Genomic DNA, 24,871 nt, shown 5'->3' with positions numbered 1-24,871 from the left:
TTCACGACACCTCGACGATTTCCAGGCGGGGAATGGGGAACACGAGCTTTCCGCCCCAGGCACCCACGAACGACAGCTGTTCGGTCAGTTCCTCCCGGAGGTTCCACGGGAGGACGAGCACGTAGTCGGGCCGGTCCGCTTCGATCCGCTCCGGCGGCAGCACCGGGATGCGCGTGCCCGGGGTGAACCGGCCGTGCTTGTACGGATTGCGGTCGACCGTGTACTGCAGCAAGTCGGTCCGGATGCCGCAGTGGTTCAGCAGGGTGTTGCCCTTGCCCGGGGCGCCGTAGCCGACGACGGTCTTGCCGTCGCCCCGCGCCTCGATGAGGAACTTCAGCAGGTCCAGCCGCACGCGGGTGACGCGCTCGGCGAACTCGGTGTACCCGGACAGCTCGTGCAGCCCGGCGGCCTTTTCACGCTCCAGGACGTCCGTCATCCGCTCGCTGGGTTCGCCCGCTGTGACAACCGGGGCTCCGCCCCGGGCCGGGGGCTCCGCCGCCCGGAACCCCCGGAAAGCCTCGGCCGGGCGCGCCCACAGCCGGATCGACCCGCCGTGCGTCGGCAGCAGTTCGACGTCGACCACGGTCAGCCCGCCGGTCGCGAGGGCCCGGCGCGCGGATTCGACCGTGTAGTACTGGAAGTGCTCGTGGTAGATCGTGTCGTACTGGTTCTCCTCGATCAGCGTGAGCAGGTGCTGGACCTCGATGGAGACCCAGCCGTCGTCGGCGACGAGGGCGCGCAGGCCCTTGGTGAAGCCGAGGACGTCGGGGATGTGCGCGTAGACGTTGTTCGCGGCCACGAGGTCGGCCGGTCCGTGCTCTTCGCGCACGCGAAGGCCGGTTTCCTCGGAGAGGAACGCCGTCAGGGTGGGCACGCCGGCGTCGCGCGCCGCCTGCCCGACGTTCACCGAAGGTTCCACGCCCAGACACCGGATGCCGTGCCCGACGACGTGCTTGAGCAGGTAACCGTCGTTGCTGGCGACCTCCACGACGAACGACTTCTCGCCGAGCCCGAGCCGGTCGACCGCGCCGTCGACGAACCGCTTCGCGTGCTCGACCCACGACGTCGAGAAGGACGAGAAGTACGCGTACTCGGTGAAGGTGTCGTCGGGGTCGATCAGCGGCGGGATCTGGGCGAGCCAGCAGTCGGTGCAGACCTTCAGGTGGAGCGGGAAGGTGGCTTCCGGCTCGTCGAGCTGCTCGGCCGTCAAGAATCGCTCACACGGGGGAGTCGCGCCGAGGTCCACGACACTGGCCGTGTTTGTCGAACCGCAGAGTCGACATGTGGTCATCTACCAGGCTCCTTGGCTCGCGGTCGCGATCTGCGTTAGACACGTCGACCGGCGCCGGAAGGTCGTTACACCGACGCGGGGCGGCCTCGTGGACCGATTCATAACCGCAACATCACGACAGCGTGTGGTGCGGATCACGGACAGTGCTCTCCCGGATCCGTAACGTCCACAGTGGACGTGGGCCCTAGGCTGGTCCGATGACTTCGGAGCCGACTCCCCGCCTGAGCGGGGTCGCGGGTGTGGTGCTGACGGTCCGCTTCCTGACCGAGCTGGTGCTGCTGGCCGGCCTGGCGGTGGCGGGGGCCCACCTCGGCGGCGGGCCGGCGCTGAACATCGTGTACGCGATCTTGCTGCCCGCGGCGGCGGCCGCGCTCTGGGGGACGTTCATCGCCCCGCGGGCCCGCCGCCGCCTCCCGGAACCGGCCCGCTTCCTCGTGGAGTTCGTGCTCTTCGCGGTGACCGGCGTGGTGCTCGCGCTGGTGGGCTGGCTGGTCGCGGGGATCGTGCTGGCCGTCGCCGGCATCGGCGTCGCGGCGCTGACCAGGCGGTTCGCCAAAGACGGCTGAGGCCTCCCCGCCGTCGGCGGGAAGGCCTCCGGGAACCGCAGGTCAGAACTTGTCGGCGGCGGGGATGACGTCGGTGCCGAACTTCTCGAGGACCGCCGGGTTGTGGACGTGCGGCACCATGCCGAGGGCGACCTGGATGCCGAGCCCGTTCAGCCGCTCCAGCTCGGTCAGCAGCTCGCCGGCCTTCGAGCCGTCTTCCCCGATGTCGAGGATGTGGTAGACGGTCTTGGTGATCGAGTCGTAGTCGCGGCCCTCGTTCTCGCAGTGCTGCCTGAGCACGTCGAGCTTGTGCTCCAGGTCCGGGCTGTTGAACAGGTTGCACGCGTCGGCGTACTTCGCGACGAACTTGAGCGTCTTCTTCTCACCACCGCCGCCGATCATGATCAACGGACGCGGCTTCTGGAGCGCCTGCGGCACGTTGAGCAGCCGCGCGGCGTCGAAGTGCTTGCTCTTGAACGGCGCGTCGCCGTCGGCCCACATCTGGAGCACGTACTGGAGGTTCTCCTCCAGCAGCTCGAACCGTTCGGCGACGGGCGGGAAGGGGAAGCCCAGCCCGCGGGACTCCTCCTCGTTCCAGCCCGCGCCGATGCCGAGGATCGCGCGGCCGCCGGACAGCACGTCCAGCGTCGTGATCGCCTTGGCCAGCAGGCCGGGGTGCCGGTAGAGGACGCCGGTGACGACGGTCAGCAGCTTGGCGCGCTCGGTGTGCGCCGCGATGAAGCCGAGGGTCGTGTACGCCTCGAGCATGTCGTTTTCGACGGGGCCGACCCCGCCGATCTGGAAGAAGTGGTCCATCACGGCGATGGAGTCGAAGCCCGCGGCGTCGGCGGTGCGGACGACGGCGGCCAGGTCGGCGCCCAGTGCGGACGCCCCGTTCGGCCAGGTGAAGTCGGGGATCTGCAGTCCGAGTTTCATAACTTCCGACCGTATACCTGGAGTTGCCCCAGCTGCCCGGTCAGAAATCGCGGATCACGGAAACCCTGCCGTGCAAGGGATCCGTGACGTACACCGCGCGCGTGCGCTGGTCGACGGCGACGTCGCCGGGGTTGACGCCCAGCGACAGCTCGCCGGACAGCGTGCCGGCCGTGCCGTCGATCCGGCTCAGCCCGTTCTGCCCGCCGTTGGTGTAGACGGTGTTCGTGCCCTGGTGCACGGCCAGCGCGGACGATTCGCTGCGCAGCAGCACGGTCTTGCGCTCGGTGCGCGTCGCGCCGTCCACAATGGACATGTGGTGGATGCCGGAGTTCGCGACGTACACCGCGCCGCTCGCGTGGTGCACGGCGACGGCGGTGGGGTTGTGCCCGACCGGCACCGAGGCGACGAACTTCCCGGTGTCGATCGAGAACACCTCGACCGAGTCCGTGGCCGTGCCGGCGCAGTAGGTCAGCTTGCGGCCGGGGTCGACGGCGATCCCGCCGAGACCCGGCTTCGGGCCCGGCACGAGCGCCGCCAGCGTGCAGCTCACGCCGTCGAGCACGGCGAGGGTGCCGGTGGCGCCGCTGACCGCGTAGACGCGGTTGGCCTGCTCGTCGACCGCCAGCGCGGACGCGCCGGCGCCCGCGCCGATCACGCTCACCAGGTCGTGGGACCGCCCGTCCAGCACCACGACGGTGCCCGCCGGCGGGTTCGCGACGTAGATCCGGCCGGCCTTCGCGTCGACGGCGATGCCGCCGGGCTCCCCGCCGACGCGGATCACCTCGGCGACCGAGGCGCTGCGCGGGTCGAGGACGGAAACGGTCCCGGCCTGCGGATCCGTGACGTACCCGAGCCCCGTGACGGGGTTCACCGCGATCGCGGAGGGGGACCCGCCGACGTCGATCGACCGGACGTCCGCGGCGCGCGCGACCCCGGGCAGGGCCAGGGCCCCGGCACCGGCCGTCACCAGCGCGAACAGGGTCCGCCGGCGTAGCTGGCGACCTTGCATCGGCGCCTCCGCTCGTGATCGACTCGCCTTCCGAGCGTAACCCGCGCGATGATCACGTGAAGGAACTTCGCGTCCCCCGATCGCGTTGTTTCCACTGGGTAACCCACCTGAAGAGCGGACGGAGGCGAGCGCGCGTGCACGGGCACCAGAACGGGTTGAAGACGGCATTGCTGCTCGGCCTGCTGTCGGCGATCATCATCGCGATCAGCGGGCTCTTCGGCCGCGGTGCCCTGGTCATCGGCCTGGTCATCGCGCTGGGGATGAACGCGTACGCCTACTTCAACTCGGACAAGCTGGCGCTGCGGGCGATGCACGCGCGACCGGTGTCCGAGGTCGAGCAGCCCGCGATGTACCGGATCGTGCGCGAGCTCGCCCAGGTCGCCCGCCAGCCGATGCCGCAGCTCTACCTCAGCCCGACCGTCGCGCCGAACGCGTTCGCGACCGGCCGCAGCCCGCGCCACGCGGCCGTCTGCTGCACCACCGGCATCCTCGACCTGCTGGACGAGCGCGAGCTGCGGGCCGTGCTCGGCCACGAACTTTCCCACGTCTACAACCGCGACATCCTGATTTCGTGCGTCGCCGGGGCACTGGCCAGCGTGATCAGCGTGCTCGCGAACATCGCCCTGTTCTTCGGCGGCAACAACCGCGACGGCAGCCCGCTGGTCAGCCTGATGCTGGTCTTCGTCGGCCCGATCGCGGCGGCGGTCATCCGGATGGGCGTCAGCCGGTCGCGGGAGTACCAGGCCGACGCGTCCGGCGCGGAGCTGACCGGTGACCCGCTGGGCCTGGCTTCGGCGCTGCGGAAGCTGGACGCGGGGACGCGCGCCCGCCCGCTGGTGGCCGAGCCGCAGCTGGTCTCGCAGTCGCACCTGATGATCGCGAACCCGTTCCGCCCGGGCGAGGGCCTGAGCAAGCTCTTCTCGACCCACCCGCCGATCGCCGACCGCATCGCCCGGCTCGAGGAAATGGCCCGCCGCCCGTTCTGATCCCAGCTGGTGGGAGCGGGAATCCGGATCGCCCGGCGGAAGTTGCGCAGGCATGGTCTCCGCAGAGCTGCACCTGGGCGTCGCCATCGACGGGGCCGGGTACCACCCGGCCGCGTGGCGTGTCTCCGCGGTCGAGCCCGCCGCGTTGTTCACCTCCGGCCACTACCTCAACTACGCGAAGCAGGCCGAAGCGGCTTCGCTCGACTTCGTCACCCTCGACGACTCGCTGGCGCTGCAGTCCGGCGGCGAGGAGGTCGTCCGCGGGCGCCTCGACGCGCTGCTGACGCTGTCCGCGATCGCGCCGTCGACCAGCCGGATCGGCCTGGTCCCGACCGTCACCACGACGCACACCGAGCCGTTCCACGTGTCGACGTCGGTCGCGACCCTGGACTACGCGAGCCGCGGTCGCGCCGGCGTGCTCGCGGTGCCGTCCCTGACCGACGCCGAGGCCGCCCACTTCGGCCGTCGCCCGGCTCCTTCGCCGGAGGACGGCGACGCCGAGACGGCCGAGGTCCTCGACGTCATCACCCGGCTGTGGGACAGCTGGGAGGACGACGCGATCATCCGCGACGCGGCCACCGGCCGGTTCATCGACCGGGACAAGCTGCACTACGTCGACTTCGAGGGACGCTTCTTCAGCGTGAAGGGCCCGTCGATCACCCCGCGACCGCCGCAGGGGCACCCGGTGACCGCCGTCTACGGCGACGCACTGCACGCGGTCGGCGCCGAGGTCGTGGTGACCAGGGCGGACCACCTCGACGCGGTCCGCGCCGCGGCCGCCCGGTTCCCCGCCGCGAAGGTGCTCGCGACGGTGTCGATCGTGCTGGCCGAGACCGAGCAGGCCGCCCGCGACCGGCAGCGCCACCTCGACACGCTGACGCCGTTCGAGCCCGCCGGGCTCGCCTTCGTCGGCACCCCCGCCCAGCTGGCCGCCGAGCTGCCGCGCTGGGCCGAGGCCACCGGGGTCGCGGGGTTCCACCTGCGGCCCGCCGTCCTGCCCGACGACCTCGACCTGCTCGCGGGCGAGGTCGTCCCGGCGCTGCGCGCCGCCGGGGCGTTCCGGGACGGCTATGACGGCACGACGCTGCGCGAGCACCTCGGCCTCGGCGTAGCCGCCAACCAGTACCAGGGGGCGTGACATGACCAAGCAGATCAAGCTCGCCGCGCACTTCCCCGGCGTCAACAACACGACGGTGTGGAGCGACCCGGCGTCGGGCAGCCAGATCGACTTCGCCTCCTTCGAGCACCTCGCCCGCACCGCCGAGCGCGGCAAGTTCGACTTCCTCTTCCTCGCCGAAGGCCTGCGGCTGCGCGAGCACGCGGGCAAGATCCTCGACTCCGACGTCGTCGGACGGCCCAACACGACCACGGTGCTGGCCGCGCTGTCGGCCGTCACGACGCACCTCGGCCTGGCCGGGACGCTGTCGTCGACGTTCAACGAGCCCTACGAGGTGGCCCGGCAGGTCGCCACCATCGACCACCTCTCCGGCGGGCGCGCGGCGTGGAACGTCGTGACGTCGCCGGACGCCTTCACCGGCCAGAACTTCCGCCGCGGCGGCTTCCTCAAGCGCGAGGACCGGTACGCGCGCGCCGAGGAGTTCCTGACCACCGTGCGTGAGCTGTGGGACAGCTGGCGGCCCGGCACCCTGGTGGGGGACAAGGAGAACGGCGTCTTCGCGCGCGACCCCGGCAAGTTCGTCCACAATGGACCGCAGTTCGCCATCCACGGCGAGTTCACGCTGCCGCGGACCCCGCAGGGGCAGCCGATCGTCATCCAGGCCGGCGACTCCGACGAGGGGCGCGAATTCGCCGCGAAGTCTGCCGACGTCATCTTCAGCAGGCACGGCACGCTCGAAGACGGCCAGGCGTTCTTCCACGACGTCAAGCGCCGCCTGGCCGCGTACGGCCGCGAGCACGACGAGCTGCTGATCATGCCGGCCGCGACGTTCGTCCTCGGCGACACCGACGCCGAAGCCGAGGAGCGCGCCCGCGAGATCCGGCTCCAGCAGGTGCGGCCGGCGACCGCGATCCAGTTCCTCGAGCAGGTCTGGAGCCGTGACCTGTCGGACTACGACGTCGACGGGCCGCTGCCGGAGGTCGACCCCGACCCGGACGCCGAGCCGCTGACCTGGGGCCGCGTCCGCCACGAGAAGGACCCGCTCGCCGTCGCGCGCAAGTGGCGGGCGATCGCGGAGGAGAAGAAGCTGTCCATCCGCGAGCTCGTGATCGAGGTCACCGCCCGCCAGCAGTTCGTCGGCACGCCGTCGACGGTCGCCGCGACGATCGACGACTACGTCCAGTCGGACGCGGCCGACGGCTTCGTGCTCGTGCCGCACCTGACGCCGGGCGGGCTCGACGAGTTCGTCGAAAAAGTCGTCCCCCACCTGCAGGAACGCGGCGTGTTCCGCACCGAGTACACCGGGACGACGCTGCGCGAGCAGCTCTTCTAGGCCGAAGCTCCCGCCGCTACGGCGACTGCCTTGACGTAGTCGCCGTAGCCGGACTTCGCCAGCTTCGCGCCCAGCGCGTAGCACTCGTCGGCGTCGATGAAGCCCATGCGCAGCGCGATCTCCTCGAGGCACGCGATGCGCACGCCGGTCCGGTGCTCCAGCACCTGCACGAACTGCCCGGCCTCGAGCAGCGAGTCGTGCGTGCCGGTGTCGAGCCAGGCGAACCCGCGGCTGAGCTCGACGAGCGTCGCGCGGTCCTGGCGCACGTAGGTGAGGTTGACGTCGGTGATCTCGAGCTCGCCACGCGCCGACGGCTTCAGCGAGCGGGAGATGTCGACGACCTGGTTGTCGTAGAAGTACAGCCCGGTGATCGCCTTGTTCGAGCGCGGCTTCTCGGGCTTCTCTTCGATGGAGACGAGCTTGCCGTCCGGGCCGACCTCGCCGACGCCGTAGCGCTCGGGATCCTTGACCGGGTAGCCGAACAGGACGCAGCCGTCCAGCTCGCGGACGGCCTGCTGCAGCCGGCTGGAGAAGCCCTGGCCGTAGAAGATGTTGTCGCCGAGCACGAGCGCCACGTCGTCGTCGCCGATGAAGTCCGCGCCGATCACGAACGCCTCGGCCAGTCCGTTCGGGCTGGGCTGCTCGGCATAGGAGAACGAGACGCCGAACTGCTCGCCGTTGCCGAGCAGCTTGCGGAAGTTCGGCAGGTCGGCGGGGGTGGAGATGACGAGGATTTCGCGGATCCCGGCCAGCATCAGCACCGAGATCGGGTAGTAGACCATCGGCTTGTCGTAGACCGGGAGGAGCTGCTTCGACACCGCCTGGGTGATCGGGTGCAGGCGTGTCCCGCTGCCTCCGGCCAGCACGATGCCCCTCATTGACTGCCTCCCTCGTCGCGACCACGAACCCCGCCCACCCTACGGGCTGGGGACTGGGGGCCCGATCGGGAAGCGCTAGAAGGCCGGCCCCTTGCCGAAGTAGGCGGCGCAGCGGCCGTCGAGCCACTCGGTGGCGATCTCCAGGACGTTCCTGCCGTCGTCGACCGGCAGGAGCGTCGAGGAGTAGTTGGGGCAGAAGTTGTTGTAGATGCCGGTGATGTGCACGGGAGCGGGCAGCTCGTACCAGTTGCCGTTGCCGAAGTCGTCGTTCGCCAGCAGCACCTGGCCGTTGTTCGGCTGCGGCCGGCCCTTCGCGTCGGTGTAGATCTGCCCGACCATGACGAGCCGCACGCCGTTCGGGCCGCCGGGGAACAGCGTGATGGTCTGGGCGTGCTGGAAGTAGTTGCCGTTCGCGGTGACGACCCGGGTGCCGGGGTCGGCCGGGTCGCCCCAGTTGGCGCCGTCGGGCGAGATCTTGAAGTACGGGTCGCAGTAGCGGTCGCCGAAGTTGCAGATCTCGTAGGCGAAGTAGTAGCGGCCGTCGGGCAGCCGCCGGATGATCGGCATGCCCGGCCGGACCCGGTCCGGCGGGATCGCCACGGTGAGCTGCTTGGTGCCCCACTCGACCCCGTCGGTCGAGGCGACGCGGTTGAGCACCTGGGCGTACTTCGGCGCCTGTGTCTCGTCGGCGTAGTGCAGCCACAGCGTGCCGCCGGCGTCGACGGTGAACTCGGGCTCCCAGATGCCGTCGATGTTGTGCGACCGGGCGGCCTCGGACAGGAACGACCACGAGCGGCCGCCGTCCTTGCTCGCCCAGATCCGGATCCCGACGCGGCGCTGCGGCCCGGCGTCCTGCCGGTACGACGCGGCCCAGAGCAGCGTGCCCGCGCGCAGCCTGCCGACGCGCTGCGGCAGTTCGTAGACGGTGCCGCAGCACATGCCGTAGCGGCCGTCGGGGTCGCGGATCTCGCCGATCCGGTGGAACGTCTCGCCCTCGTCGGTGCTCTCCATGATCGGCGTGAACTTGCCGTCGGAGTCTTCGCTGGTCAGCGACGCGATGATGCGCCCGCGTCCGACGACCGAGTGTTCGAGCCGGATCAGGCGCGCGTAGGAGCCGTAGCCGGGCAGGAGCTGCGTCCGCTCGGCGGCGCTCGCGGGCGTCACGGTCGAGCCGACCACGGCGAGTGACAGCACCAAGGCGAGCAAGCGGCGCATCCTGACCCTCTCCACGCGGTGACCGCGCGATTACAACACGCGACGCGGGTCCTCCGTGGACAGTCACACGGGGCATTCGCGCGTTCGAGGGGTTTGCTCTGCGCTTTCGGGTGGTCGATCACCCACGGCTACGGTAACGCTCCGGCAAAGAGCACCGAAAGATTCCGAGAGGGCCCGTGGTGGCCCCGAGGGGGAACGATGAACTTCCGGCTGGCCGCCGTACTGGTGGCCGCGGTGGCCCTGACGGTGGCGTGCGCGCCCGCCGGCACCGGCTACGGCGTGATCGTCGCGGCTTCGTCCGGGGTGCCGGCGCCGCCGACGTCCTCCGTGCCCGCGCCGCCGCGCGAGGTGCCTTCGGAGACGCACACGGGCACGGGCAACGGCGAGTTCGTGACGAGCTGGCCGCCCGACCAGCCGGCGTTCGTGACGTTCGACTGCCCGAAGTGCGCGTCGAACGTGTTCGTCGAAACCGACGGCTCGGACGGCCTGCTGGTCAACGCGATCGGCAAGTACCACGGAACGGCGTGGTTCAACATCTCGGAGTTCGACCGCCCGGTGACGAAGATTTCCGTCAAGGCGGACGCCCCCTGGACGGCGACGGTGGCGGATTTCCGCAGCTTGCAGTCGCTGGCACCGGGCGCAGCGACATCCGGAAAGGGCGACGCGGTGTTCCGGGTGCCACCGGGCGTGAGCCACGCGGAGTTCACGGCGAAGGGCTCCGGCCACGTGGCGCTGTGGGTAACGGCGGATGCCAGCGTCGACCTGCTGGTGAACGAGATCGGCGACCAGCAGCGCACGGTGGACCTGGTGGGGCCGGCGTACGTGCGGGTGGAGGACTGGGAAGGCAGCTGGACGATCACGCCGTCCTGACCCGCGGACGCCCCGGCCGGGCGCCCGCGGATCGGCGGTTCACCGGTAGTTGGTGAACTGCAGCGCGATCTCGAAGTCCTTGCCCTTCAGCAGGGCGATGACCTCCTGCAGCTGGTCCTTCTTCTTGCCCGACACCCGAAGCTGGTCGCCCTGGATCTGGGCCTGGACACCCTTGGGGCCTTCGTCGCGGATGAACTTGGCGATCTGCTTCGCCTTGTCCGACGCGATGCCCTGGAGGATCTTGCCCGAGATCTTGTAGCTCTTGCCGGACAGGGCCGGCTCGTCCGCCTCGAAGGCCTTCAGGGAGATGCTGCGCTTGATCAGCTTCTCCTTGAACACCTCGACCGCGGCCAGGGCGCGCTCCTCGGTCTCGGACTCGATCGTGATCGCCTCCTCGCCGGCCCAGCTGATCGTCGTGCCGGTGCCGCGGAAGTCGAATCGCGTTCCGAGCTCCTTGGCTGCCTGGTTCAGGGCGTTGTCCACCTCCTGGCGGTCGACCTTGCTCACGACGTCGAAAGAGGGATCCGCCACGTGTCCTCACACCTCGTACTCGCTTGTCAGGGGCCACCCAGCCTAGCCCCCACCGGGGGACGGGTATCCCGGTTGACCCCCGCTCGACCCCCTTGGGTAAGCTTCTCCCCGGCCGGTACGACCGGTCATGGCGGGTTACCCGAGTGGCCAAAGGGGACTGGCTGTAAACCAGTTGGCTTACGCCTACGGGGGTTCGAATCCCTCACCCGCCACCCTCGCGAAGAGGCCCCGTGACCACCTCGGTCACGGGGCCTCTTCGCGTGTGCGGTGACTCAGCCCCCCAATTCGGAGAACCGGCATAGGGGAACGGCCGGTTTCCCTTGGGGGAGAGGGAAACCGGCCGTTGTGGCGGCGCTCGGGGTTACGCCGCCTGGGAAACCGGCGTTGAAGCCGGGGTCAGGGCGAGGTCGAGGACCTCGCGGACGTTCGCCACCGCGTGGACGTCCAGCTGGGCCAGCACCTCGGCCGGGACGTCGTCGAGGTCCGGCTCGTTGCGCTGGGGGATGATCACCGTCTTCATGCCTGCCCGGTGGGCCGCCAGCAGCTTCTGCTTGACGCCGCCGATCGGGAGGACGCGGCCCATCAGCGACACCTCGCCGGTCATCGCCACGTCCGCCCGGACCACCCGGCCCGAAAGCAGCGACGCCAGCGCCGTCGTCATCGTGATGCCCGCCGACGGTCCGTCCTTCGGGACCGCGCCCGCCGGGACGTGGACGTGGATGCCCCGCTCGCGCAGGTCGCCCACCGGCAGCTCCAGCTCCGCGCCGTGCGACCGCAGGTAGGACAGCGCGATCTGCACCGACTCCTTCATCACGTCGCCGAGCTGGCCGGTCAGCTGCAGCCCGGACGCGCCGGACTCCTTGTCCGCCAGCGACGCCTCGATGTAGAGCACGTCACCGCCCGCACCGGTCACCGCCAGGCCCGTCGCCACGCCGGGGGTCGCCGTGCGCTGGGTCGACGCCGGGAGCGACGACTCCGGCAGGTGCCGCGGGCGGCCGAGGTAGGCCTCCAGGGAATCGGCGTCCACCGTGAGCGGCAGCGAAACCTCGTCCAGCGCCACCTTGGTCGCGATCTTCCGCAGCACCTTGGCGATCGTCCGGTTCGCGTCGCGCACGCCCGCCTCGCGGGTGTACTCGGCCGCGATCCGGCTGAACGCGGCGTCCGTCAGCACGACGTCCGAAGCGGCCAGCCCGGCGCGCTCCAGCTCCCGCGGGAGCAGGTGGTCGCGGGCGATGGTGACCTTCTCGTGCTCGGTGTAGCCGTCCAGCGTGACGAGCTCCATGCGGTCCAGCAGCGGGCCGGGGATGGTCTCCAGCGCGTTGGCGGTCGCCAGGAACACGACGTCGGACAGGTCCAGCTCGACCTCGAGGTAGTGGTCGCGGAACGTGTGGTTCTGCTCGGGGTCCAGCACTTCGAGCAGCGCCGCGGTCGGGTCACCGCGGTAGTCGGCGCCCACCTTGTCGATCTCGTCGAGCAGCACGACCGGGTTCATCGAACCGGCTTCCTTGATGGCGCGGACGATCCGGCCGGGCAACGCGCCGACGTAGGTGCGGCGGTGACCGCGGATCTCCGCCTCGTCGCGGATGCCGCCCAACGCGACCCGCACGAACTTGCGGCCCATGGCCTTCGCGACGGACTCACCCAGCGACGTCTTGCCGACCCCGGGAGGACCGGCGAGGGCGAGCACGGCGCCGGAACGCCGTCCGCCGACCGGGCCGAGGCCCGATTCCGCGCGGCGCTTGCGCACGGCCAGGTACTCGATGATGCGTTCCTTGACGTCGTCGAGGCCGGCGTGGTCGGCGTCCAGGACGGCCCGCGCCGCGGCGATGTCGTAGCTGTCCTCGGTGCGCTCGTTCCAGGGCAGCTCCAGGACGGTGTCCAGCCACGTGCGGATCCAGCCGCCTTCGGGGGACTGCTCGGACGTGCGGTCCAGCTTGTCCACCTCGGCCAGCGCGGCCTTCTTCACGGCGTCGGGCAGCTCGGCCGCTTCGACGCGGGCGCGGTAGTCGTCGTCCTGCGCGGTGCCGTCGAGTTCGCCGAGCTCCTTGCGGATGGCCTCGAGCTGGCGGCGCAGCAGGAACTCCTTCTGCTGCTTCTCCATGCCCTCGGCGACGTCCTTGCGGATGGTGTCGGTGACCTCGAGCTCGGCGAGGTACTCCTTGCTCCACTCGAGCGACTTCTCCAGGCGCGCGGTGACGTCCAGGGTCGACAGCAGCTCGAGCTTCTGCTCGGTGCTCAGGTACGGCGCGTTGCCGGACAGGTCGGCGATCGCGGAAGCGTCTTCGACCTGCTGGACGGCGTCGATCAGCTGCCAGCCGCCGCGCTGCTGGAGGATCGAGATGACGACGGCCTTGTACTCGGCCGCGAGCTTGGCGGTCTGGTCGTCCGTGGTCTCGGGGGCGTCCTCGGCGTGCACCCAGCGGGCCGCGCCGGGGCCGTCGGCGATCCGGCCGACGAGCGCGCGGGTCGTGCCGCGCAGCAGGACGGCGGCCTTGCCACCGGGCACGCGGCCGATGCGCTCGACCGTCGCGACGGTGCCGAACTCGGCGTACTCGCCGTGGACGCGCGGGACGATGAGGACCTCGGCCTTGCTGGCCGCGGTCGACCGGATGCCGGGGAAGGACGCCTGGCTCGGCGTCTTGGCCTGGGCGGACTCCACCGCTGCCCGGGTCTCGGCGTCGGTCAGGTCGAGCGGGACGACCATGCCCGGCAGCACGACGTCGTCATCGAGCGGGAGCACGGGCAGGAGGCGGGTGTCGGACATGTGCACTCCTCGTGTAGTTGAGTCTGCCTAGCTCAACTCTCCGATGGGTGTGTTTGTTTCCAGGAGTGCGTTCGCCCACAGCGATCAGTGAAAGCGCAGGTCAGAGCGCTGGACGCCGGGCGACGGCGCACCACGCGAAGGGGCGCGTCTCCGTGTCGATCGGCGTCGGAGGGGTTTCGGGACGCCAGTCCGGCAACGACGTCATCCCCGGCGGGAGCAGCGGCCAGCCGCCGAACCAGGGGAGCAGGTCGTCCGCCGACCGCAGCCAGGCCGGGTTCGACGTCGCCTGGTACGCCTCGATGAACCGGCGCACCTCCGCCGCGCGGTCGGGCGGTGCGTCGTCGCGGCAGGTGCCGTGGGTCAGCGCCAGCCAGCTGCCCGGCGCGAGCTTCGACCGGTAGGTCGCCATCAGGCCGTCCGGGTTGTCGGACGGGCCGATGAAGTGCATCACCGTGATCATCAGCAGGCACACCGGGCGCGACCAGTCGATGAGCGACGACGTCACCGGGTCCTTGAAGATCGCGGCCGGGCGGCGGATGTCCTGCTCGACCAGGCCGGCCCACGCCGTCGCGCCTTCGCGCTCCAGGATCAGCCGCGAATGCGCCGCCGCGACCGGCTCGTAGTCCACGTAGACCACCGACGCCCGCTCACCGGGGGGCAGCCGGTCGCGGACGATCTCGTGGACGTTCCCCGCCGTCGGCACGCCGGAGCCGAGGTCGACGAACTGGCGGACGCCGGCGTCCATCGCCGCCGAGACCACGCGGTTCATGAAGGCCCGGTTCTGCCGTGAGATCGGCCGGATCAGCGGCCACACCTTCTCCACGCGCCGGCCGAACTCGCGGTCGACCGCCCAGTGGTGCGTCCCGCCGAGGTACCAGTCGTAGACGCGCGCCGCGGACGGCTTGTCGGTGTCCACCCCGGCCGGGGCGATCGGCGCTCCTCCCATGCCCCCACCGCCACCCTCAGCGGAGGCGCCTCGCGCCCCCGCGTTCCCCGGGCTCATGCGCCGGGTTTCTCCGCGATGCCGCACCACGCGAACGGCCGGGCCTCGGCCTCCAGGGCGTTCAGCTTCCGGTCGGGCCGCCAGTCCGGCAGGTGCACGATGCCCGGCTCCATCAGCTTCCAGTCGCCGAACAGCGGCTCGATCTCCTCGCGGTTGCGCAGCCAGACCGGGTTGCTCGTCTTGCGGTACTGCTCGACGAACCAGCGCAGCCCCTCGAGCGCCTCGCCCGTCCCGTCGCCTTCGCTCATCTGCGAGATCGCCAGCCAGCTGCCCGGCGCGAGCGCGTCCCGGTACGCCGCCAGCAGGCCTTCGGGGTCGTCGTCCGGTCCGACGAAGTGCAGCACCGCCATCATCATCAGGCAGACCGGCTTCGAGAAGTCGATGAGCCGGCGCGTCTCTTCGGCGCGCAGCACGGCTTTCGCGTCGCGCATGTCGGCCTGGACGATGCCGGCCCAGTCGGTCGCCGCGCCCTCTTCCAGGATCAGCGTCGCGTGGGCGACGGCGACCGGCTCGTAGTCGACGTAGACGACCGTCGCGTCGTGCTCGTCGGGCAGCTCGGCCTCGACGACCTCGTGCACGTTGCCGGCCGTCGGGACGCCGGAGCCGAGGTCGATGAACTGCCGGATCCCGGCCCGCAGCGCCGCCCGCACCGCGCGGTTCATGAACTCGCGGTTCTGCTTCGAGCCGGGGCGCACCAGCGGCCACTGCTGCTCCATGCGCCTGCCGAACTCGCGGTCCACGGCCCAGTTCTGCGTGCCGCCCAGGTACCAGTCGTAGATCCGGGCCGCGGACGGCTTCTCCGTATCGACGCCTTCGGGCGCTCTCGGCGCGGAATCCCGCTGCTCGGTCACTTCGGCTCCCCCTCCCTCACGGTTCGGGGCCAGCCTATAAGGACCGGGCACCGACGGTAATCCTCCAGAGGTTCACCGAACGGCTGGTCGACGCTGCCAGTACGTCCACAGCGGGCGGTACCCCTGCGCGTACCAGAACGGCGTGGACAGCGGGTTCGCCGCCGCGTGGTGCAGGAGGACGACGTCGGCGCCTTCCTCGTCGAGGACGTGGTGCGCGTGGGCCGCCAGCGCCGTGCCGACACCGGACGACCGCGCGGCTTCCGCGACGGCCAGTGACGACAGGTAGCCGACGCGGGACGCGGCGACGCGGTCGCTGATCCAGCCGGTCTCGCCCGGGTGCTGGACGTTCACCATGCCGAGCGGACGGCCGTACAGCTCGGCGATCCACAGCGGCGGCTCCGGGCGGTTCAGCTGCTCGGCCAGGTCCTTGGCCATGATGTCCTCGACGCCCTTGCGCAGGTTGACCGTGCCGTACTGGGCGTCGTAGGAGTGCAGCTCCAGCCCGAGCGCGACAGCCGTTTCGAGGTCACCGGGCTCGGCCCGCCGGATCTTGACGCCGGGCGTGCCGCGCGGGCCCACCTGGACGAGCCGCTCGGCGGGCCGGACCGCGACCACCCGCAGCGGGGCGAAGCCGTGGTGCAGCATTTCGCGCGCGCCGGCGGCGTCCCGGCTGGCGCGGGGGACGACCGCCGCGGTCTCCGTGTCGCCCCGTTCGGCGACCGCGCGCAGATGTTCATCCCATCGGGTGAGGAGGGCGTCGAGCGCGGCCGCCGGCTGCGGGCCGGCGAGCTGGAGGTCGAGCCGGTGCTCGGTCAGCGCGCGCCACGGCGCGTTCGGGGCGTCGCGGTCGACCTGGACGCGGGAGGCCAGCCCGGAGGCGGCGGAGTCACCCGTCGCGACCTCCAGGACCACGGCGTTTTCGGCCGCCTCGAAGGGGGTTGAGCCGGGGAGGAGGGGATCCACCGCCGCGAGCCGTGCCGCGTGTTCGGTGGCAATCACATCGCTGTGCATGAGGCACATTCAAGCGCTACCCGGACCCTCGTGCGTAGAGAACCACTCCGGCCCGGGACACCTGATGTTTCACCCCTTGGTCCACGCAGGTCAGCGCCATCGAGGCATTGTTAACCCTGGGGTGATCTCCTACTGTCTCGAAAGGGACACGGGTACGCCCTCCGGGGTACGGTATGGCCCCTGTCCACACCCGAAGTCACGGATCATCGACCGGTGGGCAAGCCGGGAAGGAAGGTCGGATGCCGGACACCACCCACGGCGACGCCGTCGCGCAGGCGCAGCCCGGGCCCGGAGCCGCTTCCGGAACACCACCCCAGCCCGCCTCCGCCGAGGCCCGCACCGACGAACGCCGGTTCCGCGTCTACACCTTCGCCGTCCTGAGCCTCGGGCTCGTCGCCGCGTTCGCCGTCGGCTCGTGGCTGCCGTTCCACTGGGACAGCAGGCTGCTGTGGATCGGCCCGGTGCTCGCGGTCGCCTTCCTGCTCGCCGAGCAGCTCGGGATCAACGTCGACGTCCGCAGCGGCATCTCGTGGACCATCTCCTTCACCGAGATCCCGCTCGTCATCGGGTTCTTCATCGCGCCGTTCGAAGTCGTGCTGGTCGCCCACCTCGTCGCCGGCATCGGCACGCTGCTCGCGCGGAAGGTCGCCGGCCGCGTCCTTTACAACGCCGGCGCGTTCCTGCTCGAGATCACCGGCGCCTTCGCGGTCGCCGGGCTCGTGAAGTACGCCGTCGGTGCCGGCGTCGGCGACAAGATCCCGTGGGTCGCCGCGCTCGCCGGCACCCTGACCGCGCCGCTGGTGAGCACGCTGCTCGCGCTGGCCGCGGTCCGCGTCCTGCGCCGCCGCATGCGGGTCAGCACCGCCGTCCGGCTCACCGCGCGGATCCTGGTTGTCGGCTTCGTCAACGCGTCCGTCGGCCTGTCGGGCTACCTCGTCATCTCCAACACGCCCAAGGCGTGGCCGCTGGTGCTCGCCGTCTTCCTCGGCCTCACCGCGTTGTACTGGGCCTACTCCGACCTGCTGCGCGAGCAGCGGGACATGGAAGCGCTCTCCGACGTCAGCCTGATGGTGGCGCGGTCGGGCCAGCAGGCCGCGGCGCGCCCGGCCAGCCGCGCGGACGAGCTCGTCGGCGGGGTCGACGTCCGCGAGTGGGCCACCATCGCCGAGCGCATCAAGGACCAGCTCGCGGCGGGCCGCGTCGTGCTCCGGCTGCGGCTCGAACCGAAGGACACCATGCGCGTCGTCGTCGCGGGCGACGACCTGCCGCCCGCCGACCCGGCCGCCGACGACCCGCTGCTGCGGCTGCCCGGCGCGCACGTCCGGCACTTCCGGATCACCGAGGCCAATCCCGACGTCCGCGCGGCGCTGCTCGACCGCGGCGCGCAGGAGGCGCTCGTCGTCCCGCTGCGCAGCGCGAACCAGCTGCTCGGCGTCGTCGAGGCGCACGACCGGCTGTCCCGCTGGCGCGGCTTCGGCAAGTACGACGTCCAGCTGCTCGGCACGATGGCCAGCCACCTCGCGACGTCGCTGGACAACCGGCGCCTGCTCGCGACGCTGCGCCACGACGCCTACCACGACCCGCTCACCGGGCACCTCAACCGGCCGGGCTTCCGGCAGGTGGCGAAGGAACCGTTGCGGGACTTCGCCAACGCCGTGGTGCTGCGGATCGACCTCGACGTCTTCTCCACGGTCAGCGACGCACTCGGCTACGCCTGGGCCGACCGGATGGTGATCGCCGCCGGCCGCCGCATCCGCGACGCGCTCGGCCCCGACGTCCCGCTCGCCCGGCTCGAAGGCGCGTCCTTCGCGGCGCTGCTCGTCGGCTGCCCGCCCGAGGACGCCCACCACGCGGCGGAACGGCTGCGCGAAGAGCTTTCCGCGCCGTACCCGGTGGACCGGCTGTCGGTCGAGGCGAACGCGATGATCGGCTACGCGACGACGTCCGCGGACGAACCCGGCGACGTCGTCGACATCGAAGGCCTGCTGCAGCGCGCCGACGTCGCCGTCCGCGCCACGAAGGGCGGCGAAGAGGTCCGCGGCTACGTGCCGAGCATGGGCCAGATCTTCCTGCGCCGCTTCCAGATGGTCACGCAGTTCCGGCAGTCCCTCGAGGACGGCCAGGTCAGCGTCCACTACCAGCCGAAGATCACCCTGCCGAACCGGCAGGTGCAGGGCGTCGAGGCACTGGTCCGCTGGGTGCACCCGGAGTTCGGCAGGCTCGGCCCGGACGAGTTCGTCCCGGCCATCGAAGCGGCCGGCCTGATCGGCGTCCTGACGTCGTTCGTGCTCGGCGAGGCCCTGAAGCGCTGCCGCAAGTGGCTCGACGAGGGCCTGCGGATCTCGGTGGCGGTCAACCTCTCGGTGCGCAACCTCGCCGACGAGGACTTCCCGAACAAGGTCGCCCGCGAGCTGGAGCGCTTCGGCATCCCGCCCGAGCTGCTGACGTTCGAGCTGACCGAGTCCGGCGTGATGTCCGACCCGCAGAAGGCGCTGCCGATCCTGCGCGAGCTGCACTCGCTGGGGATCACCCTCGCCGTGGACGACTTCGGCACCGGGTACTCGTCGCTGGCCTACCTGCGGCAGCTGCCGGTCGACCAGGTCAAGATCGACAAGAGCTTCGTCCTCGGCATGGGCACCGACCTCGGCGACCTCGCCGTCGTCCGCTCGATCGTCGAGCTCGGGCACTCGCTCGGCCTGACGGTGGTCGCGGAAGGCGTCGAAGAGGACGTGGCGCGCGACCAGCTCGAGGCGATGGGCTGTGACGTCGCCCAGGGCTACCTGATCTCGAGACCGCTGCCGGAGGACCGCCTGGAGGCGTGGCTGCAGGCCCGCACCGCGCGTTCGCCGGGACGCCACTCCGAGACCGTGCTTACCCTGCTGACCTGAGGTTTTGTGCTAACGGGACCCCGGTTGCACGGCCGGGTGACGGGCCTTGGTAATCTTTCCAAGTCCTCGCGAGAGGCCAGGCCCCTTTAGCTCAGTCGGCAGAGCGTCTCCATGGTAAGGAGAAGGTCTACGGTTCGATTCCGTAAAGGGGCTCCGCGAGTGGGCGAGCTATGCTCGGGGAAAACCCGAGCCTAGCTCGCTTCGCGGTGTCCTTTTGGGGGCCGAGCCCCCAAACCCCCGCCGGGGGCAAGCCCCCGGACCCCGGGGGTTGGGCATGTAAGGGCGGTGTAGCTCAGTTGGCAGAGCAAGCGGCTCATAATCGCTGTGTCGCCGGTTCAAGTCCGGCCACCGCTACGCGGTAACGACGGGGCTGGCCCCCGGGACCTGAGAGAGAAGGAAACGCTGTGGCTGCCACCGACGTGCGACCCAAGATCACGCTGGCGTGCGAAGAGTGCAAGCACCGCAACTACATCACCAAGAAGAACCGGCGCAACAACCCGGATCGCCTGGAGATGAAGAAGTTCTGCCCGAACTGCGGTACGCACCGGACGCACAAGGAAACCCGCTGACGCGTAGCGCGTTCACCAGCTTCGAGAAGCCGCCCTGGGACTCCCGGGGCGGCTTCTTGCTGTTGATAGCCTCGTCGTCGTGCCCTTGGACCAGTCGTTCACCGGGCGGGTGTACCCGCCGCAGACCAGCTACGAAGTGAGCCGGGAGAAGATCCGGGAGTTCGCCGACGCGATCGGCGACACCAACCCGCTCTACCGGGATCCCGAAGCCGCGAAGGCGGCCGGCTACCCGGACGTCATCGCGCCCCCGACGTTCCTCACGATCATCAACCTCGCGTCGATCAACTCGATCGTCTCCGACCCCGAGCTCGGCCTCGACTACTCGCGCATGGTGCACGGCGACCAGCAGTTCACCTACAGCCGTCCGGCGCACGCGGGTGACACGCTGCTGCTGACGACGCACATCGACCGGATCATGGCCAGGGCCGGCAACGACTTCATCAACCTGCGCGCCGAGATCACCGACGGCGACGGCGCGCACATCGCCACCACGAAGGCGCAGCTCGTGGTGCGGGGAGAGCGCGTGAACACCGGCGACGAACTGCCCGCCCTCGAGGTCCGGATCACCCGCGAGCAGCTCGTGCGGTACGCCGGGGCGGCGCTGGACTTCAACCCCATCCACTGGAACGAGGCGTTCGCGAAGGACGTCGGCCTCCCCGACGTCATCGCGCACGGCATGCTCACCATGGCCGTGGCCGGCCGCGTCGTCACCGACTGGCTCGGCGACCCCGGCCGGCTCGTCGACTTCAGCGCCCGCTTCACGCGTCCGGTCGTCGTGCCGAACACCCCTAAAGGCGCGCTCGTCGAGATCACCGGCAAGGTCGCCGACGTCCAGGACGACGGCACGGCCCGCATCGACCTCGTCGTGAAGTTCGACGGCAAGACCGTGCTCGGCAAGCCGCAGGCGCTCGTCCGCCGCTAGGGCCGGTCCCCAAAGCAGGTGACGGTGACCTGCTTTGATCTTGGGCTGTGCTTCTGGCGCGAAGGGCGTCAGCGGGTCGAACTCTTAGGGCAGTTCCAGCACGGCCAGGACGGCGTCGGCCATGCCCCGCTCGCCGCGCGCGTTGGGGTGCAGCGGCGCGGCGGGCGAGGCGGGCAGCAGGCCCTCCACCCAGCGCTCGCCGGACGCCGAGCAGACGTCGTGGCCCTTGCCGGGCGTCGCCGTGTCGGCGTAGCCCGCGCGGTGGGCGTCCGCGGTGTCCTCGAGCATCTTGTTCAGCTTGCCGAGCGCGTCGCGGAAGTACGCGATGTCGCCGGCGCCGAAGGGCAGCGTGGGCCAGCAGCCGTCGCCGTCGGGCAGGACCGTCGGGTAGCCGACGACCACCACCTTGGCTTCCGGGGCCTTTTCGTGGATCCGGTCGAGGACCGCGCCGACCGCGGGCGCGGTGGCGTCGATCCGCTCGGCGAGCTGGTCGTGCCCGCCCGCGGTCAGCCGGTCCTTGCACGGCGACGCGGCCTGCTGCGACGTCGCGCAGGACGACGCCAGCGCCATGAAGCCGACGTCGTTGCCGCCGATCCCGAGCGTCACCAGGGTCGTCTTCGCGGTCACCGCGTCCAGCTGGGCCGGGTTCGTGCCGTTCGACGTCTTCTGCGCGGCCGTCAGGTGCGCGGTGGTCGCCCCGCTGCAGCTGACGTCGGCGAACTCGGCAGGCTTGAGCTTCGCCGAGACGAGGTGCGGGTAGTTGTCGTCGGAGCGCTCGCAGCCGGCCGGGGTCCCGGCCTGCCGCCCGGTCCGCGGCGCCGACGTGTACGAGTCGCCGAGCGCCACGTAGCGGCCGGTGCCGCCGCCGGTGTCCGCGCCGTCGGGCGGCGCCGACGAAGAGCCGTGCTGCCACTTGTAGTACCCGAAAGCCAGTAGCCCGAGCACGAGCACGACGACGAGGCAGCCGCCGCCACCGCTCTTCTTCGCCACTTCTTCGTTTCTACCGGGCTCCCGGCCGCGCCGACCTAGTCAATCCGGGTGACGCTGTGCGCGATCAGGTCGTTCAGCAGGCCCGCACCCGTCTCGGGGTCGTCGACGCTCACCAGCACGGTCCGCCCGCTTCCGAGCGACAGCGCCAAGGCCGGGCCGCCGCGCACCTTGTACGCCGTCGTGCCGGTCACCGGGTTGAAGCGAAGGCCGAGCCCGCCGTCGCCGAACGTCGCCAGTTCGCGCGCGGTCGCCTCGCGGATGTCGCCCAGCTTGACGTGCCGCCACGGGACGCCGAAGAAGCCGAAGCGGATCGTCACGCCGGTGGCGTCCACCGTCGCCGTCAGGCGGTAGGTCAACGCCGTGACCAGCACCCCGACGAACGCGATCCAGACGGCGGGCTGCCACGGGACCCCGGCGCGCTCGCCGGCGATCGCGACGGGGATCAGCAGGAGCGCCCAGAGCACCGCCGGGTTCTCCGCCCGGCTCGACCAGAACGCGCGCTGGCCCGGCCGGAGCCCGACGGTCGGCCGGTCCGCCCGGGTTTCGCGAACCGGGGCCGGCAGGCCGCCCGCGAACGCCGCCGCGACGCCGAGGACGGCCACGCCCAGCAGGAAGAGCACGACGACGGCGCCGCCGCGCGCCGCGTGCCAGTCCGGCACGCCGAGGTTCGGCACGAGCACCGACAGCAGGACGGCGGGCGGCAGGGCGGCGAACCCGGCGCCCATCCCGACGCTCAGGCGCGGCAGCGGCCGCCCGCGGCGCAGCGCGCCGACCGCCGTCACCACCAGGACCACCGTGACGACCGCGCCGAGCGCCAAGCACACGGCGACGAACAGCCCGAGCGGGCTGGCGCCGTTCGGCCCGTCCTTCCAGTGCGTCGCGAGGGGGTCGGGCAGCCGGTCCCGCCACGCGTTCGCGAGCACGCCCGCGGTGGCGAGCGCGGCGCCCGGGAGCACGGCGGTCGCGGTCAGGACCCGGATCAGCTTGGTCATGAGTACTTCTCCTTGATCAACCCGGTGAGCTCGTCCAGGCCGACGCCGGTGCGCTTCGCTTCGTCGACCAGGCCGGCGACCAGGTCGGTGAGCCGGGCCCGGGCCGGTGCGCCGCCGAGCACGACGGCGCCCCGCCGTCGTCGCAGGTCGATGAGGCCTTCGTCGCGCAGCACGGCGTACGCCCGCAGGACGGTGTGGACGTTGATCTCCAGCGCCGCGGCCAGTTCCCGGGCCGGCGGCAGCTGTTCCCCGCGCGCGGGGCTGCCGGTCGCCAGGCCGCGGCGGATCGACGCCGCCACCTGTTCGAAGAGCGGGACCGTCGAGCCCGGGTCGATGCGGACGAACATAGTTCTAACTGTACTAGAATTAACCGGCTTTGTTCGCCTGAGTTTCAGCGGTGGGGCGATGAGATCGGGGTCACATCTCGGCGCGCAGCTCAGCAGCCAGTTCGAGGGCGTGGTCGACGTCCTTCGCGACGTAGTGCAGGTCGACCAGGACCTCGGAGATGCCTTCCTCGCGGGCGACGTCCAGGCACGGCGGGACGTCGGCGACGGTGTCGACGCCGGTGCCCGCCCGCGGGTTGATCCGCAGCACCCGGCGCAGCGCGCCCGGGTCCCGTCCGGCCTTCTCCGCCGCTTCGACGGCGACCGACCAGAGGCCGTGCAGGTACTGCCGGGGCATCCAGCCCGCCAGCCAGCCGTCCGCGCGGCGGCCGACGCGGGCCAGCGCCGGCGGCGAAAACCCGCCGAGCAGCACCGGGGGCCGCGGCTCCTGCGCCGGGCGCAGGCCGACCGTCGACGGCGCGATCGTCCACTGCAGGCCGTCGTGCGCCGCCGGTTCGCCGGTCCACAGCGCGTCGAGGGCGTCGAGCACCTCTTCGAGCCGCTTGCCGCGGCCTTCCCACGGCACCCCCGCGGCGAAGTACTCCTCGCGCAGCCAGCCGAGCCCGAGGCCGACGTCCAGCCGTCCCGAGCTGGCGAGGTCGAGCGAGGTCAGGGCCCGTGCGAGCAGCACCGGGGAATAGACCGGGCCGGTCAAGGCGCTCATCCCGAGGCGGGCCGTGCGGGTCACGGCGGCGGCGGTCGCCAGTGTCGTGAACGGGTCCGCGAAGGTCTCGAACTCCTTCGGGTACGGGTGCTCCGGCGTGCCGCCGCCCGGGTAGAGGTCGGACGGCCGCAGCGGCGTCAGGATCCGGTCGCCGACCCACAGCGACGCGTAGCCGAGGTCCTCCGCCGCGGTCGCGAAGCGCGCGACGGCGGCGGGGTCGGCGAGGTTGCCGTACTGGGGGAGCGCGAGCCCGAGCCGCATCCCGCTCACCGGTCCACGACGGACGGACGTGGCGGACCGGCCGGCGACCAGTGCATGCTCGTCATGGCGGACATCCTGGCATGATCAGGTGGCCGGCGGGGAGTTTTCCGCTGGCCGACCGGGGTGCGGTGGCCGATCGGGGGGCGCGGTTGCGGGCTCTCGCGAGGCTTGCCGTAGACTTCGGGACTTGGAACGCACTACGGTCATCCCCGCCTGGATGGTGGGGATGATGGAATGCGTCCTCCGGGGCTCCGAGCGATCGGTGCTCCACAGGGGTGTAGCTCAATTGGCAGAGCAGCGGTCTCCAAAACCGCAGGTTGCAGGTTCAAGTCCTGTCACCCCTGCGTAACGGAACTGGTGGAGCGGAGGAGTGGTCGTGAGCGACAGCGACGCCAGCGGCGGCGAGCAGGATCAGGACGGCGCCGGGCAGAAGCCCGAGAGCCCGTCCCGTCCCGTCACAGCCGCTGCCCGGCGTGAGCGACGTGCGACCGCTCGTCCGGCGGGGAAGTCCGCGGCACGTGCGGACGACAAGACCCGTCCGGCCGGGAAGTCGGGGGAGAAGTCCGCTCCCGACGCGAAGGGCGCTCCGACCCCGAAGCGGGACCAGAAGCCGAAGAAGGCCTCCGTGTTCGCGCGGCTGGTGCGCTTCGTCCGCGAGGTCTGGGCGGAGCTGCGCAAGGTCATCTGGCCCAACCGCAAGCAGATGGTCACCTACACCGCGGTCGTGCTGGTCTTCGTGGTGTTCATGGTGGCTCTGGTGAGTGGCCTGGATCTCCTGTTCAAGTGGGGCATCGGCCACATCTTCGGCTGACGCGCCCCGGCGCGCGCCGATGGGGCTCAGGTCCCGGCCTGGCCCCGGCAA

23 protein-coding genes, 4 tRNA genes and 1 pseudogene are annotated in these 24,871 nt (G+C 71.1%); 14 read left to right on the top strand and 14 right to left on the bottom strand.

Features of this window, described 5'->3' with window-relative positions:
- Position 1: 1 nt before the first annotated feature.
- Positions 2–1,291: a class I SAM-dependent methyltransferase gene (locus tag ACH54P_RS26440; protein WP_489906043.1), complete on the bottom strand. Its 1,290-nt coding sequence runs from the start codon at positions 1,289–1,291 to the stop codon at positions 2–4.
- A gap of 197 nt (positions 1,292–1,488) precedes the next feature.
- Between ACH54P_RS26440 and ACH54P_RS26435 the strand changes: the two genes are divergently transcribed.
- The gene (locus tag ACH54P_RS26435) at positions 1,489–1,857 is read left to right on the top strand and encodes a YrdB family protein (RefSeq protein WP_489906042.1); all 369 of its coding nucleotides are present in this window, start codon (positions 1,489–1,491) and stop codon (positions 1,855–1,857) included.
- A gap of 42 nt (positions 1,858–1,899) precedes the next feature.
- Here ACH54P_RS26435 and ACH54P_RS26430 read toward each other — a convergent pair whose 3' ends face one another.
- Complete coding sequence (locus ACH54P_RS26430; RefSeq protein WP_489906041.1) at positions 1,900–2,772, bottom strand: LLM class F420-dependent oxidoreductase; 873 nt, start codon at positions 2,770–2,772, stop codon at positions 1,900–1,902.
- Positions 2,773–2,812: 40 nt separating this feature from the next.
- Positions 2,813–3,781 (bottom strand): YncE family protein, encoded by a 969-nt coding sequence (locus ACH54P_RS26425; RefSeq protein ID WP_489906040.1) that lies wholly within the window; start codon positions 3,779–3,781, stop codon positions 2,813–2,815.
- 134 nt (positions 3,782–3,915) lie between these two features.
- Between ACH54P_RS26425 and htpX the strand changes: the two genes are divergently transcribed.
- Genes htpX through ACH54P_RS26410 form a run of 3 tightly spaced genes read left to right on the top strand, consistent with a single transcriptional unit; the run spans position 3,916 to position 7,217 of the window.
- The gene (gene htpX, locus ACH54P_RS26420) at positions 3,916–4,767 is read left to right on the top strand and encodes a zinc metalloprotease HtpX (protein ID WP_489906039.1); all 852 of its coding nucleotides are present in this window, start codon (positions 3,916–3,918) and stop codon (positions 4,765–4,767) included.
- Between the two features lie 52 nt (positions 4,768–4,819).
- Positions 4,820–5,905 (top strand): LLM class flavin-dependent oxidoreductase, encoded by a 1,086-nt coding sequence (locus tag ACH54P_RS26415; protein WP_489906038.1) that lies wholly within the window; start codon positions 4,820–4,822, stop codon positions 5,903–5,905.
- A 1-nt stretch (position 5,906) separates the two neighbouring features.
- Complete coding sequence (locus ACH54P_RS26410) at positions 5,907–7,217, top strand: NtaA/DmoA family FMN-dependent monooxygenase (RefSeq protein WP_489906037.1); 1,311 nt, start codon at positions 5,907–5,909, stop codon at positions 7,215–7,217.
- Here ACH54P_RS26410 and rfbA read toward each other — a convergent pair.
- Both rfbA and ACH54P_RS26400 read right to left on the bottom strand, forming a co-directional pair.
- Positions 7,214–8,095 (bottom strand): glucose-1-phosphate thymidylyltransferase RfbA, encoded by an 882-nt coding sequence (gene rfbA / locus ACH54P_RS26405; protein WP_489906036.1) that lies wholly within the window; start codon positions 8,093–8,095, stop codon positions 7,214–7,216. The two genes, ACH54P_RS26410 and rfbA, sit on opposite strands and share 4 nt — an antisense overlap.
- Positions 8,096–8,170: 75 nt before the next feature.
- Positions 8,171–9,310 carry a sialidase family protein gene (locus tag ACH54P_RS26400; protein WP_489906035.1) on the bottom strand — a complete coding sequence of 380 codons (1,140 nt, stop codon included), beginning with the start codon at positions 9,308–9,310 and terminating at the stop codon, positions 8,171–8,173.
- Between the two features lie 198 nt (positions 9,311–9,508).
- On the opposite strand from ACH54P_RS26400, the gene ACH54P_RS26395 reads away from it, so the two are divergent.
- Positions 9,509–10,180 carry a hypothetical protein gene (locus ACH54P_RS26395; protein ID WP_489906034.1) on the top strand — a complete coding sequence of 224 codons (672 nt, stop codon included), beginning with the start codon at positions 9,509–9,511 and terminating at the stop codon, positions 10,178–10,180.
- Positions 10,181–10,219: 39 nt separating this feature from the next.
- Here the strand turns inward: ACH54P_RS26395 and ACH54P_RS26390 are convergent, their stop codons facing one another.
- A complete protein-coding gene (locus ACH54P_RS26390) occupies positions 10,220–10,711 on the bottom strand; it encodes a YajQ family cyclic di-GMP-binding protein (RefSeq protein ID WP_489906033.1) in 492 nt (163 codons plus the stop codon).
- 129 nt (positions 10,712–10,840) lie between these two features.
- On the opposite strand from ACH54P_RS26390, the gene ACH54P_RS26385 reads away from it, so the two are divergent.
- Positions 10,841–10,923: transfer RNA gene (locus ACH54P_RS26385), tRNA-Tyr, on the top strand.
- Positions 10,924–11,072: 149 nt separating this feature from the next.
- Here ACH54P_RS26385 and lon read toward each other — a convergent pair.
- The 4 genes from lon to ACH54P_RS26365 all read right to left on the bottom strand — a co-directional run bounded on the left by lon (position 11,073) and on the right by ACH54P_RS26365 (position 16,340).
- Positions 11,073–13,475 carry an endopeptidase La gene (lon, locus tag ACH54P_RS26380; protein WP_489906032.1) on the bottom strand — a complete coding sequence of 801 codons (2,403 nt, stop codon included), beginning with the start codon at positions 13,473–13,475 and terminating at the stop codon, positions 11,073–11,075.
- Positions 13,476–13,575: 100 nt separating this feature from the next.
- Positions 13,576–14,421 (bottom strand): SAM-dependent methyltransferase, encoded by an 846-nt coding sequence (locus ACH54P_RS26375; protein WP_489906031.1) that lies wholly within the window; start codon positions 14,419–14,421, stop codon positions 13,576–13,578.
- 53 nt (positions 14,422–14,474) lie between these two features.
- Positions 14,475–15,329, bottom strand: coding sequence for an SAM-dependent methyltransferase (locus ACH54P_RS26370; RefSeq protein ID WP_489906030.1), 855 nt, complete (start codon positions 15,327–15,329; stop codon positions 14,475–14,477).
- 72 nt (positions 15,330–15,401) lie between these two features.
- Positions 15,402–16,340, bottom strand: coding sequence for a GNAT family N-acetyltransferase (locus ACH54P_RS26365; RefSeq protein WP_489906029.1), 939 nt, complete (start codon positions 16,338–16,340; stop codon positions 15,402–15,404).
- A 239-nt stretch (positions 16,341–16,579) separates the two neighbouring features.
- Between ACH54P_RS26365 and ACH54P_RS26360 the strand changes: the two genes are divergently transcribed.
- The 6 genes and pseudogenes from ACH54P_RS26360 (at position 16,580) to ACH54P_RS26335 (ending at position 20,719) form a co-directional block, all read left to right on the top strand.
- Positions 16,580–19,228: a putative bifunctional diguanylate cyclase/phosphodiesterase gene (locus ACH54P_RS26360; protein ID WP_489906028.1), complete on the top strand. Its 2,649-nt coding sequence runs from the start codon at positions 16,580–16,582 to the stop codon at positions 19,226–19,228.
- 80 nt (positions 19,229–19,308) lie between these two features.
- Positions 19,309–19,381, top strand: a tRNA-Thr gene (locus ACH54P_RS26355).
- 128 nt (positions 19,382–19,509) lie between these two features.
- Positions 19,510–19,582, top strand: a tRNA-Met gene (locus ACH54P_RS26350).
- Between the two features lie 50 nt (positions 19,583–19,632).
- Positions 19,633–19,797 (top strand): 50S ribosomal protein L33, encoded by a 165-nt coding sequence (rpmG, locus tag ACH54P_RS26345; RefSeq protein ID WP_005152047.1) that lies wholly within the window; start codon positions 19,633–19,635, stop codon positions 19,795–19,797.
- 79 nt (positions 19,798–19,876) lie between these two features.
- A pseudogene (locus tag ACH54P_RS26340) lies at positions 19,877–20,317 on the top strand (MaoC family dehydratase N-terminal domain-containing protein); the annotation flags it as partial.
- A gap of 3 nt (positions 20,318–20,320) precedes the next feature.
- Positions 20,321–20,719 (top strand): MaoC family dehydratase, encoded by a 399-nt coding sequence (locus ACH54P_RS26335; RefSeq protein WP_489916647.1) that lies wholly within the window; start codon positions 20,321–20,323, stop codon positions 20,717–20,719.
- Between the two features lie 84 nt (positions 20,720–20,803).
- Here ACH54P_RS26335 and ACH54P_RS26330 read toward each other — a convergent pair whose 3' ends face one another.
- The 4 genes from ACH54P_RS26330 to ACH54P_RS26315 all read right to left on the bottom strand — a co-directional run bounded on the left by ACH54P_RS26330 (position 20,804) and on the right by ACH54P_RS26315 (position 24,009).
- On the bottom strand, positions 20,804–21,709 hold the full coding sequence (locus ACH54P_RS26330; RefSeq protein ID WP_489906027.1) for an SGNH/GDSL hydrolase family protein: 906 nt from the start codon (positions 21,707–21,709) through the stop codon (positions 20,804–20,806).
- Between the two features lie 35 nt (positions 21,710–21,744).
- The gene (locus ACH54P_RS26325) at positions 21,745–22,701 is read right to left on the bottom strand and encodes a hypothetical protein (protein ID WP_489906026.1); all 957 of its coding nucleotides are present in this window, start codon (positions 22,699–22,701) and stop codon (positions 21,745–21,747) included.
- Positions 22,698–23,048: a GntR family transcriptional regulator gene (locus tag ACH54P_RS26320; RefSeq protein ID WP_489906025.1), complete on the bottom strand. Its 351-nt coding sequence runs from the start codon at positions 23,046–23,048 to the stop codon at positions 22,698–22,700. Before ACH54P_RS26320 ends, ACH54P_RS26325 begins: the two co-directional genes overlap by 4 nt.
- A gap of 70 nt (positions 23,049–23,118) precedes the next feature.
- Positions 23,119–24,009, bottom strand: coding sequence for a TIGR03619 family F420-dependent LLM class oxidoreductase (locus ACH54P_RS26315; protein ID WP_489916645.1), 891 nt, complete (start codon positions 24,007–24,009; stop codon positions 23,119–23,121).
- Between the two features lie 271 nt (positions 24,010–24,280).
- Here ACH54P_RS26315 and ACH54P_RS26310 point away from each other — a divergent pair.
- Both ACH54P_RS26310 and secE read left to right on the top strand, forming a co-directional pair.
- Positions 24,281–24,353, top strand: a tRNA-Trp gene (locus tag ACH54P_RS26310).
- Positions 24,354–24,379: 26 nt separating this feature from the next.
- A complete protein-coding gene (gene secE, locus ACH54P_RS26305; RefSeq protein ID WP_489906024.1) occupies positions 24,380–24,820 on the top strand; it encodes a preprotein translocase subunit SecE in 441 nt (146 codons plus the stop codon).
- The last annotated feature ends 51 nt before the right edge of the window (positions 24,821–24,871 follow it).

The sequence above is a fragment of the Amycolatopsis sp. N2S4-7 genome, assembly GCF_058119595.1.
The sequence above is the reverse complement of the archived record's forward strand: the minus strand, read 5'-3'. Positions and strand labels throughout refer to the sequence as shown.

What these genes read in the sequence shown, in the direction of transcription:
- ACH54P_RS26400 (WP_489906035.1), bottom strand. Translation starts at nt 9,310, where the DNA reads ATGCGCCGCTTGCTCGCCTTGGTGCTGTCACTCGCCGTGGTCGGCTCG.
- rfbA (WP_489906036.1), bottom strand. Translation starts at nt 8,095, where the DNA reads ATGAGGGGCATCGTGCTGGCCGGAGGCAGCGGGACACGCCTGCACCCG.
- ACH54P_RS26325 (WP_489906026.1), bottom strand. Translation starts at nt 22,701, where the DNA reads ATGACCAAGCTGATCCGGGTCCTGACCGCGACCGCCGTGCTCCCGGGC.
- lon (WP_489906032.1), bottom strand. Translation starts at nt 13,475, where the DNA reads ATGTCCGACACCCGCCTCCTGCCCGTGCTCCCGCTCGATGACGACGTC.
- ACH54P_RS26425 (WP_489906040.1), bottom strand. Translation starts at nt 3,781, where the DNA reads ATGCAAGGTCGCCAGCTACGCCGGCGGACCCTGTTCGCGCTGGTGACG.
- ACH54P_RS26365 (WP_489906029.1), bottom strand. Translation starts at nt 16,340, where the DNA reads ATGCACAGCGATGTGATTGCCACCGAACACGCGGCACGGCTCGCGGCG.
- ACH54P_RS26315 (WP_489916645.1), bottom strand. Translation starts at nt 24,009, where the DNA reads ATGCGGCTCGGGCTCGCGCTCCCCCAGTACGGCAACCTCGCCGACCCC.
- ACH54P_RS26320 (WP_489906025.1), bottom strand. Translation starts at nt 23,048, where the DNA reads ATGTTCGTCCGCATCGACCCGGGCTCGACGGTCCCGCTCTTCGAACAG.
- ACH54P_RS26430 (WP_489906041.1), bottom strand. Translation starts at nt 2,772, where the DNA reads ATGAAACTCGGACTGCAGATCCCCGACTTCACCTGGCCGAACGGGGCG.
- ACH54P_RS26440 (WP_489906043.1), bottom strand. Translation starts at nt 1,291, where the DNA reads ATGACCACATGTCGACTCTGCGGTTCGACAAACACGGCCAGTGTCGTG.
- ACH54P_RS26395 (WP_489906034.1), top strand. Translation starts at nt 9,509, where the DNA reads ATGAACTTCCGGCTGGCCGCCGTACTGGTGGCCGCGGTGGCCCTGACG.
- ACH54P_RS26375 (WP_489906031.1), bottom strand. Translation starts at nt 14,421, where the DNA reads ATGGGAGGAGCGCCGATCGCCCCGGCCGGGGTGGACACCGACAAGCCG.
- ACH54P_RS26435 (WP_489906042.1), top strand. Translation starts at nt 1,489, where the DNA reads ATGACTTCGGAGCCGACTCCCCGCCTGAGCGGGGTCGCGGGTGTGGTG.
- ACH54P_RS26410 (WP_489906037.1), top strand. Translation starts at nt 5,907, where the DNA reads ATGACCAAGCAGATCAAGCTCGCCGCGCACTTCCCCGGCGTCAACAAC.
- ACH54P_RS26415 (WP_489906038.1), top strand. Translation starts at nt 4,820, where the DNA reads ATGGTCTCCGCAGAGCTGCACCTGGGCGTCGCCATCGACGGGGCCGGG.
- ACH54P_RS26360 (WP_489906028.1), top strand. Translation starts at nt 16,580, where the DNA reads ATGCCGGACACCACCCACGGCGACGCCGTCGCGCAGGCGCAGCCCGGG.